Genomic DNA, 14,529 nt, shown 5'->3' with positions numbered 1-14,529 from the left:
TAAAATGAGCAAGTACCAAGAAATAGTAACAGACATCTCGGGAAATATGGGGACATTATCTAAAAATATTCCTGAAGTTATGAAGTCATTTATGAGTACCACCAAAGCAAGCTCTAAAGATGGTGTGCTCGATGCTAAAACCAAAGAGCTGATTGCTATTGCCATTGCTGTTGCTAATCGTTGCGATGGTTGTATAGGTTTTCATACTAAAACCCTAGTTGAATTAGGGACGACAGAGCAGGAGCTTGCAGAAGCATTGGGCGTCGCGATTTATATGGGAGGGGGCCCTTCTGTGATGTATGCGTCCAATACCATGGGTGCTTTTAAAGAATTTAGTCAATAGTATTTAATAAAATTTAGTTATCATTATAGCCAGCATATTGCTGGCTTTTTGGGTTTTAAAGCTTATAGTGGCTCACTTATATTTTAGTTTTTCTTAATGATTACTAATGGTATTAGTTATATTCGTGAAATGCCAAAAGGAAATTATTATTGATAACCTTTTTTTATAAAAACATAAAGGAATTGTGAGTATTTTTACGTAAAAAAATAAAAGATAACAATTTGATTTTTAATAATATTTTTTTATTTCTCTATTTTTATTAATAAAGCTTTAATAAATATATTTGAATTTTTTATAAAATATTATGACTAATTGATGTTGATAAATAATGTAGTGCGTTTATTTGAGGAATTATGAATATAGCGATGACAGAAAGATATAAATGGTTATTGTTTTTCCTATTTATCTTATTAACTTATTTTATTCCTTTAGAAACGCGCCTGTTATGGCAACCAGATGAAATTCGTTATGCTGAAATTAGCCGTGAAATGTTAGTTTCTGGCAATTGGTCAGTGCCTTATCTTCTTGATATTCGTTATTTTGAAAAACCTGTTTTAGGATATTGGATCAATTGTATTGCTCAGTGGCTATTTGGTGAAAGCCATTTTGCGGTGCGTATTGTTGTAGTAACATCAACCTTATTAACAGGATGGCTTATTTATAAAGCGGCAATGGTAGTTTGGCGCAATAGTGCTCTTGCTTTTAATGCTATGACCGTTTTTTTATCTTCTTTTCTGGTATTAGCAATAGGTACTTATAATATATTAGATCCTATTGTGACGCTGTTTGTGACCGCTGCAATGTACTCATTTTTAGTTGCGTTATCGACCCCGAATAAAAAGGGCAAAATAATTGCTTATATGGGTATTGGCTTTTTTTGCGCACTTGGTTTTTTAACAAAAGGCTTTATTGCGGTTGTTTTACCTGCATTAGTTTTTTTAGTCATGGCAATTAGTCAAGCTCGCTTTAAAGAAGTGGTTTGCTATTCCTCTATTGCATTGTTAGCTCTCGCTATTACAGCTGGACCTTGGGTGATTACTGTTGCATTACAAGCACCGGATTATTGGAATTATTTTTTCTGGGTTGAACATGTACAGCGTTTTATTGCTAAAGAGTCTGCTCGCTCACAACCAACGTGGTTCTATATCCCGATAGTTATATTGGGTGTATTGCCTTGGCTAGGTTTTTTATTTGGTGCATTAAAATCAGCTTTCTCTTTAAAAAAAGGTACACTCTATTTTCTGCTGTGGTTTGCTCTCTTTTTTGCTTTTTTCTCAGCCTCAAAAGGAAAACTATTAACCTATATGCTACCGTGCTTTGTGCCATTATCTATTTTAATTGCACACTATATCGAAGAGTTAAAAGATAGACCTGATGAGAAAATTAGCAAAGTGAATGCATCTATCAATATTGCTTTTGGGCTAATGGGTATATCAGCCGTTATCTATTCTTTATACAGTGCCAAATTTGCGCTTTATGATACGAATGAAACGTTAAAAATAGTGTTAGCAATAAGTGGGTTTTTATTTTGGAGTGTGATTGGTGCGGGGGCGCTGTTTAGACAAACACAGTTTTTAACGATGTTTTGCTCTATCGGACTAAGTTTAGTTATTGGCTATGCAATCCCAGAAAAGATAGAAAGTAGAAGTACACCGGAAAATATTATCCAACGTTATTATGAGCCTTTGAGTAATAAATCGTATCTTTTAACGGACGAAGTTGGTATTGGTACATCACTTGCTTGGGGACTAAAACGGACTGATATTCGTTTAACAGAGACGAAAGGTGAGTTGGCTTATGGTTTAAATTACCCAGATGTAAAAAATAAATACTATAGCCTTGAACAGCTATTAGCATTAATTGAAGCAAACCAATATAAAGGGGTAGCGATTGTTTTAGTCAGACCTGATAGAAAGCAGATTTTGACTAAATTGACTACATTAAAGGAAAAGCCGATAGTAGAAAAAGAGGGCGATTTAACGCTGGTGTTCTTTAATTAGCTGAATTGCTTTAATATTTATTTTGCTGTGATGTTTTTTCTCAGTGAGTACTGATCATGTATTACGATTTTGCTTTTCGTGTGATTTATATGTGATCTAGATTAAAAAACAGAATTTGTCGGTAAATATATTTTGCTCTTTGTCGTTTTAATGGTAGGTTTAAAATGTGTCCATTAGAACGGAGTTAGCTAAGCACTATATGACAAGTCACTTAACTTTATCAGAACCCCCACCCAGACAAAATGTACTCATGAATAGGGGGAATTTATGCTGATTTTTTTAACTGAATGTATTATCGGTCTGGCATCAATTGCTCTTACTCACCGTGTATTAATGTTGTACGGTAATAAAAAGAAGTGATGAAAATACGATATGCTAATAAGCTAAGTAATCTATTAGACTAACTATCATAGACGCAAAGCCCTATAACCTGATTAATTATAGGGCTTTTATTATAGTATTGAGTTAAATTAAATATATATTTTCAGCTACTGAAAATAGTTTTCAATAATTTTTATTTTTTCAATATCTAGAGTATTGGTATATTGATGTAATAATGCCCAAGCTTGAATATAATCATATTTGGCTTTGATTAAATCTTGCTGCGCTCTATATAAAAGCTCTTCCGCATTAAGCACATCAACCATCGTTCGCTGACCACCAATATAGCTTTTTCGTGTTGCATTTAATTGTAACTTAGCGGAACTAACGGCTTGCTCAAAAGCCATCAATTTAATATGGCTCGTTGAGCAAATTTGATATTGATATCTTAATTCCTGCATAATATTTTGAATAATAGCATCCCTTTCAAATGCACTCATCTGATATTTTGCTGTCGACTGACGCATTGATGCCGTTGTTTTACCCCCATTAAATAAAGGCATACTGACATAAAAACCCACGTTAGCAGATTGGTATTTCTGGTTAATGGTATTATTACTATCAGAATTACTACTAGAGTAAGCCGCATAAAATTGTACTGTTGGGAAAAATTCTCCTCTATTTTTCTCAATCTCTTGTTTAGCTATCGCCATTTCATGACGAGCAGATTGTATCTTTAAGTTATTTTGTATGGCATTTTTTTCCCATGTGGAATAGTCATCGGGAGCCAGTGATTGAAGAACAAACTTTGTATCAGTTAGCTTTGCGATGTGCTCATGAGTAGGCAATTGTGAACCGATCATAGCACTGAGTTTGTTTTTAGCCTTTTCAATTTCTAATTGAAGATCGGTATATTGTGACTGGGTTAAATATAAACGAGTCTCTATTTCAGCAATATCTGTTTTGGTTCCTTCTCCTAACTCAAATAGGCGTTGACTTGAAGCTAGTTGTTTTTGATAGATTTCTTGCTGTGCTTGATTTAGCAATAATTTATCTTGTGTATAAGCAACTTGAATATAATTATCAATAAGTCGAATAATTAATTCTGAAAATTTATTTTGATAATGACTGTCTGCTAATAATGTTTTAATGATAGAAGCTTTGTATTCACTAAATGCGGTGTAGTCAAATAGTGGTTGACTAATAATCGCGTTGACAGAATAGCTTTGATAGTTTTGATACTCAACTGTTGTTATTTTATCCTGAAATATATTTATTGGATAAGCCTTACGTTGCCAATTGCGAGGATTATTTTTGTAATTGACAGAAATATTGGGTAGCAATTGTGATAATCCGATATTTTCATACTCTTTACCTGCTACTTGCTCTTTTACAGCTGCATTAAATGTGGGATCATGTTTAATCGCTAAAAAATAGAGATCAGACAGTGTAACCGCTGAAGCTGGCAAGCTTAGGAGTCCTACGGAAAAAAGTGTAAAAAGTTTTTTTATTAGCATCATTATTCTTCCGTTAATGAAGTATGGAGCCTATCCAATACTGGTTTGAAAAGATAATTTAATAATGAGCGATCGCCAGTTTTAATAAATACATCAACGGGCATACCTGCTTTCAATTTATTTTTATTATCTGCTAATAATGTATAATCTTTTATGTTAATAAGAACTTGATAATATGGCTCAGTTGTTCGTTCATCAATTAATCTATCGGCAGAAATAATTGTTACTTCACCAGGAATTTTTGGCGTGGTATTTTGATTAAAGGCACTAAAGATCAAATCAACGGGAAGGCCAGGAGTTACCTTATCAATAAGATGCGGAGCAAGACGCGCTTCAATAACAAGTTGATGATCTTCAGGCACTATATCCATCAATGTCTGACCTGTTTTTACAAAGCCACCTTGGGTAAAAACAGAAAGATCCATTACAGTACCCGATATCGGTGCGATAATTGCCATTTTAGCTAATTTATCTGTTTCTATAATAAGTTGTTTTTCTGTTTCACTGATTTGTAATTGTATTTTATTTAGCTCTGTTCGAGCTAGTTGGTGGAAATTGGCATTACGTTGCAATATTCTTTGCTCATATTCTAATTTTTGTTTTTCTAATGCACTTATTTGCCCAAAAGTCTCGTTGAGTTGATTATTATTTTCTGCTAATTCTCGCACCATTTCTTGATATCGATGACGAGGAATATATCCTTCATTAGCTAATATTTGTAAATCATTAAGCTGATTTTGTAGATTACTAATTTGACTCTTTTTATTCTGAATTGAGCGCTTTAGATGGGTTAGGCGACCAGTAATGCCATCGATAGCTGCTTTATAACCATTTATTTCACTTATTAATTCTGCACTTTTTTCATTTAATAAACGATTTTGTTGTAGTAATAACTTCTCTCTATTTTCAGTAGATGAATAGTATTTATCGCTATTATTTAATTTAAATGAAGTTTGTTGATTAAGTTCAGCGTATAATCTTTGTTGAGTGATCAGTAAATTATCATATTGCTCTGATAACGATTTTACTAACGCTTGAGATTGAATAGGGCTTAGCTGTATCAGAGTTTGTCCAGCTGATACCGGATCACCATTTTTTACAAAAATATGAGTAATAATACCTTCAACAGAAGACTGTACACTTTTTTTATTCCCCGATATTACTACGTTTCCTATTGCAGGAACGCCTTTATCAAGGGGCGCGAAAGCAGCCCAAAAAATAAAAATTGCTAAGCCTAATAAAACCACAGTCCATCCAATAACGAGAAATTTCTTTGGATCATCTGAAATTTTTTCTGACAGTGGTATAACATTTTTTTCTATAGTCATAATCAATTCCGAAAAATTAAGCGTTATTTGAGGTTGCTGGTGTTGAAGAAATAGTGTTTGCCGTTTTTGTGATAGTTGGATTATTTAATTCAGCAATAACAGACGCCGTTGGACCGAATAATTTGGTGTTTCCATCAAATATCACTAATAATTTATTAGTGACAGAAAGTAGCTGTTTTTGGTGGGTAATTAAAATAACGGTTTTTTTATGCTGTTTTAATGTTTCGATCGCCTGTGTTAACGCTCTAATACCTAAATCATCTAAATTAGAATTTGGCTCATCTAAGACAACTAACGTGGGATCGCCATATAATGCTCTGGCTAATGCAATACGTTGTTTTTGTCCGCCGGATAATCCTTCACCGTGAGCACCAATTTGGGTTTCATATCCTTGAGGAAAGCGTAAAATCATCTCGTGTACATGTGCCATTTTGGCGGCTTGGATCACTTTTTGAGGATCAACCTCAGTAAAGCGTGCAATATTTTCAGCGATAGTGCCGGGGAAAAGGGCGATTTCTTGAGGTAAATAACCAATATGTGGACCAATTTCTTCTTTACTCCACTGAAAGATATCCGCATTATCTAATCGTACAATGCCTTTTTTGACCGGCCATATACCGACAATAAATTTTGCTAAAGAAGACTTACCAGAAGCACTCGGGCCAATAATACCTAGTATATCTCCCGGTAATAGAGCAAAATTGATATTATTTAGTAATATTCTGTCACTGTGTGGATACACGGCTTCATCGATATTAACAAGTAATTGGCCTTGAGGCTTAGGTAAGGCCATTTTTTTATTTTCTTGAGGGTATGTTTTTAATAAAGTTGTCAATCGATTGTAGGCTGCTTTACTACTATCCCAACTTTTCCATACATTGATCACTTGCTCAATAGGGGCTAATGCTCGACCTAAAAGTATTGAACCGGCAATCATCATTCCAGGACTGATAGTATTATCAATAGCAAGCCATCCCCCTAAACCTAGCATTAAAGATTGTAATGCCATACGTGTTACTTTTGTGATAGCGTTAATACCAGCTGCATTATCACTGGCTTGTGTTTGTGCTTGTAAATATTTGAAATGAGAGGTTTGCCATTGTTTACGTAATTGACTAAGCATTCCCATCGCTTCGATAGTCTGTGGATGTTCTAAATGATGACTTTGTATTAGTTGTGCTTGATTGGCAAAATTGTTCGCTTTTTTTAAATGATTTTTAGATAGATATTCATTAAGGATAGCCAAAGCAAATAAGATAAGGGCACCACAAAGTGCAAATAATCCTAACCAAGGATTAAATAAAGTAATAACTAAAAGGTAAATAGGGAACCAAGGTAGATCAAAGAAAGTGAATATGGCATGACTAGTAATGAATTGTCGTAAAGTAATTAGATCTGTTAATGCTAATGTTGGATTAATATTCGCTATTTTGTTTAATTTTTCTCGGTAAGCTGCAGTATAAATGCGTGAATTAAGTGATAAATCTAATTTATTACTCATACGTATAACAATAATGCTTCTTAAATATTCTAATCCTCCCATAAAGATAAAAAGAGCTAACATAATGATTGTTAGCATCAATAGTGTCATTTCATTACCTGATGGTAATACTCGATCGTAAACTTGTAACATATAAATAGAAGGGACTAACATTAATATATTAATTAAAGCGGTAAATAGCCCAATAGAGAGAAAAACTTTTCGTCTCTCTTTTATGATACTTGTTATCTCGTTATTATATTTTATTTGTGGCATGTGGTATTCCTGATTTAATTTGTCTATTTTTAGTACTAAATATCTTTTGTTGGTTTTAAAGAAGTGTCTATTTTCTCTTTATTTTTTATTATGAATATCAAAATAGCTTCATTTAAAGCAAAAGAGGGTAGGAGAAATAACTTTCTCCTACCCAACTATGACTTAAACAATAAAATCAGTTTCGTAATTAACAAAACCTACGATATCAATTTTAAAATCAGGATTATAATTATAGCCATAAGCATTAATGGCTAATTCAGAAGCATTGGTTACTTCATTATAGCTAAGAGTTGCTTCGCCAGCATTTCCTGTAAAGTTATCAACAAAGTTAAGAATTTTGCTACTAAATGTATCTTGAATTAATGTTGATAAATCAATTTTATCAATACCGGTTTTGAAATCCATTATTTTATCTGCGGCTGTTACTAAAGAATCTGCAATTTCTTTATAAATAAAGGTATTGCTTCCTGTGCCACCATGTAATGTATCTTGTCCACGACCACCATAAATAGTGTTATTACCACTATGGCCATAGATAATATCGTCTCCTTCGCCTCCAATAAGAGTATTATCAGCATCATTACCATGAATAATATCATTACCAAAACCACCAATTGCGTTTTCTATGGTAACATTTTGTGCAATAGAAACATTTTTCTGTAATCCCCCCACATCAGAAAAGTTCCCAGCACGTAAATCAATCAGTTGATCTTGATAGAAGCCTGAGAAATCAAATGTATCGTTACCACCACTATCCCATACAGAGAAAATTAATTTATCATTGCTATCAGTAGCCGTATAATAATCAATCCCAGTATTTGAATTGAAACCATATACATCATCACCTGTTCTGGTAGTCGTATTTGCGCCATAGAGATATTGCATAGCAGAAATATCATGAAGGAGAGGGGCTCCAGCATAAGCACCTTGGAAGTGGGCGCCTGTTTCATATTCATCCCAATAGCTCATTACTGTATATTGGCGACTATCTTCCGCATAATCAGATTTTAAATAACCTGGAACATTCTGACCTGCGTTATAATCACCAGGATGCATAAGACCCAGTGTATGACCAATTTCATGGATAATAGTTAAACGACCATAATTACCCAATTCTGGTGTAGTATTACCTGCATAATGATAATCACTAAACCATGCTTGGCCAGAAAGATCTTTTCCATAAGCATAGGTATTAGGCAATGTTGCATAAGCCTGAAATGTGCCATTGGGATCATAGATATTACCAAAAGTAATATCTGTTTTTACGTCAGAAGCCTTCATTCCATCAACATTCCCAACAGCAACTTCAGTAAATTTAATATTTGCAATGTCAGACCATGCATCTAAAGATTTTCTTGCATGCTCTTTTTGTAATTCATTAAATTCATAAGGATTCTTATTACCAAATTGATTAAATTTGCCTTCCCATTTTGGGAATGAATAAGTCACCTCAGCGGGTTGCCCAATAACATATTTGCCATTCCAAGTGGAATCTTCACGGGCTATATGTTTTCCTGCGGTATCATAATCAAAAGAAGGTAATACTTTGGTTGAATAGTTATAGAAGATCCCGCTTTTATCTAATAAATCAGAAATATTAGATAACCCAACGGCTTTTTTTAATAAAAAAGATCCCATAATATCCTCCAGATATAAATTTAGGTTAAGTTTATTTTCATACTGAAAATATATTTATCTGGCGAATGCCATTGAGGATAAAGATAGACATTAATTATTATTAATCTAGGGGGGTAAAATAAGTTTTTAAATAATTGTGAAGTAAAGTGTGTTTTAAGTCAGAATAATTTAATGAGGTGAATATAAGTATAGTTATATTTTATTTTTAGATGATTTCTATTGTTAGTTATTGTTTTATAATTGAAAGGAAAATTTTACTTAAGTTTGATTTTTAATTTAATTAATGGGTTTGTTTAAAATTAATGTATCATTTATTATGTTAAGTTGTTTGATGTTTGATGTTTGATGTTTGATGTTTGATGTTTGATGTTTGATGTTTGATGTTTGATGTTTGATGTTTGATGTTTGATTTATTTCTATAGTAATAATAATATTGGTGAATAATAAACAAAATAAAAATAACATAATGTATTATTTTTATACTGCTAAAAAACAGAACATCTAAATAAAAAAGGACTACAATATAATCATAATCCTTATTGTTAATTAGAATAATATCTTTATATATCTAAAAGATCATTGTAACTTAATATACCCTCAAGTTTTATAAAGATAGTCGAATGATGGTCGTTATTGGCTGTTGAAATAGTTATTGTGGTTTTATTTGTATGAATATCATTATGTAAAACTATTTCATTTTCATTTCCTGATAATTGTTCTACTCGTTTCATTTTTGATATATCGATTTTTTTATAATTTTGATCAACAAAAATAATTTTGTCTTCATTCGTATTAAAATCAAAAATTAAATTATAACTTTTAGCGCCTTTATAGCATAAGAAGTTAAAAGTATCATTTCCTTGTTCACCATATAATAGATTAGTACCTAATCCACAATAAAATATATCATTCCCTTCGCCACCTTGAAGTTCATTTCGTCCTGCTTTTGATATCGAAAATAATAGATCATTGCCTTTACCGCCAATGAATGTATTATTTCCATAATAATCAACAAGGGTGTCATCTCCATCACCACCAAAGAGTTTATCATTACCTTTATTTCCATAGAGGTAATCATTACCCATACTACCATGGAGAATATCATTACCCATACCACCATGGAGAATATCATCACCTATACCTCCATAGAGATAATCATTGCCTATATCACCATAGAGAATATCATTACCCATACCACCATAGAGGTGATCATTACCCAAACCACCATTGATAGTATCATTACCATCACCACCTATAAGTTCATTATTAGCACTATTTCCTATGATAGTATCATGACCTGATCCACCAATAGCATTTTCAATAATCGTTTTGTAGGCAATAGAGATATTACTACGTAACCCGCCAATATCTGAAAAGCTACCTTCATTTAGGTTAATAACTTGATTAACGGTATATAGGGAAAAGTCTAATGTATCAATTCCCCCCGAATCCCAAATACAACTTACTAATTTATCTTCTATGCTTTTTAAGGAGTAAGCGACACGTCCGGTATTAGAATGAAATCCATAGATATTATTTTCAAGGCGTGTGGTCATATTTTCGCCATAGAGTTGTTGCAATAATAATATATCTAGCAGCATAAAGGTCATGGGATAAAGACCACCAAAATCAGCATGCTCTGAGGTTGGTATATCATAACCCATAACAGAATATTTCAATGAAGCTAATACATGATTTTTATCTTTATATTCTAAGTATTGCCAACTATGGCTTAGCCCGAGTGCATGACCAACTTCATGCAAAACAACTTTATAATGATATGTACCTGGCTGATATTTATTATTTTTTAGTGTTTCAATTAGAGTATTGGTTTTTTTTATTATCAGAACAGTACCATTATCTTTAAAATTGAAAGCATCACCAATATTACCTTCTGTTTTTATATAATTATCAAGATCATTTTGATGTATTATCTTATAATATTGGTGTGATGATAAATTTAAAAATATAGTTCCAGAGTATTGATATGTTTCATCAATATTTATCTTTTTTATAGGGGTTGAATACCCGCTAGGGTAGGTTGCAAAACCTCTGGTGGTATATGAAAATTCTATTGAACCATGACTAATATGAAAATCATCGTAAAAACCAAATTTTATATCGGCATCGTATTTTGGATTAGATGCAATAAACTTTGCTTGTGTTATATGGGCAATTTCATTAAGAATATCGGAAATAACTTCTTGTTGATGAGGATATATGGTTGTTTGTGTATTATAAAAATAAGGATGTATACTATTCTTATTTTTATTAATACTATTTTCTATATCCTCTATATCTTTTTCTAATTCAGCTATTCTACTTATTGAATATTTATTTCTATAATATTTTAATGAAGCGATTTCTTTTTCTTTTTTTTCCTTAAGATAGGTCAATTCATATACTTTAGCGGTATGTTTTATTGATTCTATTCTATCTTTTTCTGTTACTGAATATTTTTTATTTGAGTAATTTCTTTTTTTATTATAATCAGGAAATATATAAGTTATTTTGGTGATATTACTATGTGGTTGTTTAGGCCAACCATACATATAATTTATAACAATTTTACCATCAGGTAGATAGAAGTAAGTTGGTTTTTTTATTGAGTTAAAACTATTCATACTAAATCCTTTTACCAAAAGAGAATTTTCTATATTTCTTAATTTTATAATTAATGGAGATATATATGGGAATAAATTTTATAAAAACACACTATTTATTAGTATGTTTTTTAGTTGATTACTATTAATTATTTATACGCATATTATGCTAGATTATTATTAATGTAATAATTGATGGTTATTTATAGAGTAATAATTTAAAAATTTACAAATCATATGGTGAAATGTATTTATACCGCAAAGAGTTCATCGTGGTTAAATATACCGACAATCTCTATATGTACAATGGACTTATTGTCGTCAGAAGATGTTGAAACATCTATGATGGTCTTATTGGAAGGTTTGTTATAATTTAATGAAAATTCATTTTTATTTCCTGATAACTTATCAACTTTTTTCATTTTTGATATATCTATTTTTCTAAAATCTCTAGTGATCAACGTTATTTTATCCTTGTTTTTTTCAAAATCCCAAATTGAACTATTGCTTTCAACCTTCTCATAGCAGAAAAAATTAAAGGTATCATTTCCTTGTCCACCTTTTACATTATGAGTCCCTGTGCCCAAATATATTTCATCATCACCTTCTCCCCCTAGAATGATATTTCTGCCTGAAAGCCCTCTATCAGTTGAGGCGGCACAGATCCGATCATTACCCTTACCACCATCCAACATATTAGCACCATAATAATCAATAAGCATATCATCTCCATCATCACCATAGAGCACATCATTTCCCAATTCTCCGTATATAACATCGTTTCCAGAGCCACCATAGAATAAATCATTGCCATCACCGCCATAGAATAAATCATTGCCATCACCACCTATTAGGTTATTATCAAAAGGATTTCCTATGAGAGTATCATCACCTTTACCACCAATCGCATTTTCAATAATCGTTTTATAGGCAATAGAGATATTACTCCGTAATCCTCCAATATCTGAAAAACAGCCTTCATTGAGATTAATGACTTGATTAACGGTATATAGGGAAAAGTCTAATGTATCAATTCCACCCGAATCCCAAATACAGCTCACTAGTTTATCTTCTATGCTATTTAAAGAGTAAGAGGCGCGTCCCGTATTGGAATGAAACCCATAGGTATTATTTTCAAGGCGTGTGGTCATATTTGGACCATAGATATATTGTAACAATAATATATCTAATAGCATAAAGGTCATAGGATAAAGGCCACCAAAATCTGCATCTTTAATATCAGGACACTTATAGCTCATAACTGAGTATTTAAGTGAATCTAATACTTTATGCTTTTCATTTGGTATGTATTCCCAAATATGAAATAGCCCTAGAGAATGACCTAATTCATGTATAAAAGCATGATATACAAATGAGCCGATTTTATGTTTATTTTGTTGGTATTCTTCGCGTAACTCATTATTACCCCTTGCTATTGTAATAGTTTTATTTTTATTAATATAATATATATCATAGATATCAGCCTCATTTTCTATATATTCATCAATATTATCTTGTTTAATTGTTTTATAATATTCGCGTGAAGAAAAATCAATAAATATAGTACCAGGTTTATCATGTTCTTCATCTGGTTTTATCTCTTTTATAGGTGTACCTTCCTCGTTAGGATGACTAGCACTGCCTTTTCGATAACCTGAAATGAATTTTGTACCAGATATATTAACAAATTGATTATAATAACCAAACTTTAAATCAGCATTGCTATATGGTGATATTTTTTTAAAAAATATAGGTAATATATCTGAGGCATGTTTTAATATTTCTTCGATAACTTCTTGTTGATGGGGGAATATTGTTTCTTGAGTGGAATAAATATAGATAGGTATATTATCTAGTATAGTATAAATATCATTTGCTATTTTTTTTATTCCTTCTTCTAATTCTTTTATTCTTTTTTTTGAAGCCTCACTATCTTTATCTTCAATGGTGTTTAATTCTTGTTTTTTTTGTTCTCTAATATTTACTAACCTATAATATTCATATATATCTTTTAGCGTTTTTTTTCTCATGTTTTCTGTTAATGGGTTTTTATTTTTTATAATTTCTCGGTATGTGTTATGATCTGGAAATGTATAAGTTATTGTTGTTATTTCATTTGGTGATTTTTTTGGCCAACCTATCATAGTTCCTGTTGTGATGATCCCTTTAGGTAAATAGAAATTAGTCGTTTCTTTAACATTTTTTACTATAGTCATATAAATTCCTTTCTTATTTAATAATAAATTATTTGCATTAATTATTATAAAATAAACTTATTCTATAATTAGCTAATTATTGTATTTTTGTTGTTTTATTGCTTTTTGAAAAAACACATATAAGTATTTTTTATATTATTAGGTGGTTGTTATATTTATAGAAATAAATTTTATAGAAACACACTATTTATTAGTGTGTTTTTAGTTGGTTATCGTTATTATGTTGGGTTGTTATTAATATAATAATTGATGATGATTTATAGAGAGATAGTTTAAAATTTTAACAAATCATATGGTGAGATTTATTTATACCGCAAAGAGTTCATCGTGGTTAAATATACCTAAAATCTCTATATGTACAATGGACTTATCATCGTTAGAAGATGTTGAAACGTTTATGATGGTTTTGTTGGCTGGTTTATTATGATTTAATGAAAATTCATTTTTATCTCCTGATAATTTATCAACTTTTTTCATTTTTGATATATCTATTTTTCTATAATCCCTAGTGATCAACGTTATTTTATCCTTGTTTTTTTCAAAATCCCAAATTGAACTATTGCTTTCAACGCCCTCATAGCAGAAAAAATTAAAGGTATCATTTCCTTGTCCACCTGTTATACGATGAGTTCCTGTGCCCAAATATATTTCATCATCACCTTCTCCCCCTTGAATGATATTTCTGCCTGGAAGCCCTCTATCCATTGATGCTACACAGATCCGATCATTACCCTTACCACCATTCAACATATTAGCACCATAATAATCAATAAGCATATCATCTCCATCATCACCATAGAGCACATC

9 protein-coding genes are annotated in these 14,529 nt (G+C 31.5%); 2 read left to right on the top strand and 7 right to left on the bottom strand.

Features of this window, described 5'->3' with window-relative positions; translation table 11 throughout:
* The first annotated feature begins 4 nt into the window (after positions 1-4).
* A complete protein-coding gene (locus AACQ49_RS11095) occupies positions 5-343 on the top strand; it encodes a carboxymuconolactone decarboxylase family protein (protein ID WP_004252444.1) in 339 nt (112 codons plus the stop codon).
* A 365-nt stretch (positions 344-708) separates the two neighbouring features.
* Positions 709-2,343, top strand: a complete 1,635-nt coding sequence (arnT, locus tag AACQ49_RS11090; protein ID WP_223302911.1) for a lipid IV(A) 4-amino-4-deoxy-L-arabinosyltransferase — start codon at positions 709-711, stop codon at positions 2,341-2,343.
* A gap of 488 nt (positions 2,344-2,831) precedes the next feature.
* On the opposite strand, the gene AACQ49_RS11085 is transcribed toward arnT, so the two are convergent.
* From AACQ49_RS11085 to AACQ49_RS11055, 7 genes are all read right to left on the bottom strand, one after another.
* The gene (locus tag AACQ49_RS11085; protein ID WP_012367534.1) at positions 2,832-4,184 is read right to left on the bottom strand and encodes a TolC family outer membrane protein; all 1,353 of its coding nucleotides are present in this window, start codon (positions 4,182-4,184) and stop codon (positions 2,832-2,834) included.
* Positions 4,184-5,509 carry an HlyD family type I secretion periplasmic adaptor subunit gene (locus AACQ49_RS11080; protein WP_004247333.1) on the bottom strand — a complete coding sequence of 442 codons (1,326 nt, stop codon included), beginning with the start codon at positions 5,507-5,509 and terminating at the stop codon, positions 4,184-4,186. Before AACQ49_RS11080 ends, AACQ49_RS11085 begins: the two co-directional genes overlap by 1 nt.
* 16 nt (positions 5,510-5,525) lie before the next feature.
* Entirely contained in the window at positions 5,526-7,265 is a 1,740-nt protein-coding gene (locus AACQ49_RS11075; RefSeq protein ID WP_049218708.1) for a type I secretion system permease/ATPase, read from the bottom strand.
* Between the two features lie 162 nt (positions 7,266-7,427).
* Positions 7,428-8,903 (bottom strand): serralysin family metalloprotease, encoded by a 1,476-nt coding sequence (locus AACQ49_RS11070; RefSeq protein WP_004247335.1) that lies wholly within the window; start codon positions 8,901-8,903, stop codon positions 7,428-7,430.
* A 560-nt stretch (positions 8,904-9,463) separates the two neighbouring features.
* Entirely contained in the window at positions 9,464-11,527 is a 2,064-nt protein-coding gene (locus tag AACQ49_RS11065) for a M10 family metallopeptidase (RefSeq protein ID WP_049218712.1), read from the bottom strand.
* A gap of 230 nt (positions 11,528-11,757) precedes the next feature.
* A complete protein-coding gene (locus AACQ49_RS11060; RefSeq protein ID WP_161779046.1) occupies positions 11,758-13,722 on the bottom strand; it encodes a M10 family metallopeptidase C-terminal domain-containing protein in 1,965 nt (654 codons plus the stop codon).
* A gap of 306 nt (positions 13,723-14,028) precedes the next feature.
* Positions 14,029-14,529, bottom strand: a 501-nt coding sequence (locus tag AACQ49_RS11055) for a M10 family metallopeptidase C-terminal domain-containing protein (protein WP_202611303.1), incomplete at its 5' end; no start/stop codon positions are given.

The sequence above is a fragment of the Proteus sp. G2675 genome (assembly GCF_963886535.1).
In the GTDB taxonomy this organism is placed as follows: domain Bacteria; phylum Pseudomonadota; class Gammaproteobacteria; order Enterobacterales; family Enterobacteriaceae; genus Proteus; species Proteus mirabilis.
The sequence above is the reverse complement of the archived record's forward strand: the minus strand, read 5'-3'. Positions and strand labels throughout refer to the sequence as shown.

Excerpts from the sequence above, each read along its gene's own strand:
- AACQ49_RS11080 (WP_004247333.1), bottom strand. The coding sequence starts at position 5,509 with ATGACTATAGAAAAAAATGTTATACCACTGTCAGAAAAAATTTCAGAT.
- AACQ49_RS11070 (WP_004247335.1), bottom strand. The coding sequence starts at position 8,903 with ATGGGATCTTTTTTATTAAAAAAAGCCGTTGGGTTATCTAATATTTCT.
- AACQ49_RS11075 (WP_049218708.1), bottom strand. The coding sequence starts at position 7,265 with ATGCCACAAATAAAATATAATAACGAGATAACAAGTATCATAAAAGAG.
- AACQ49_RS11065 (WP_049218712.1), bottom strand. The coding sequence starts at position 11,527 with ATGAATAGTTTTAACTCAATAAAAAAACCAACTTACTTCTATCTACCT.
- AACQ49_RS11085 (WP_012367534.1), bottom strand. The coding sequence starts at position 4,184 with ATGATGCTAATAAAAAAACTTTTTACACTTTTTTCCGTAGGACTCCTA.
- AACQ49_RS11095 (WP_004252444.1), top strand. The coding sequence starts at position 5 with ATGAGCAAGTACCAAGAAATAGTAACAGACATCTCGGGAAATATGGGG.
- AACQ49_RS11060 (WP_161779046.1), bottom strand. The coding sequence starts at position 13,722 with ATGACTATAGTAAAAAATGTTAAAGAAACGACTAATTTCTATTTACCT.
- arnT (WP_223302911.1), top strand. The coding sequence starts at position 709 with ATGACAGAAAGATATAAATGGTTATTGTTTTTCCTATTTATCTTATTA.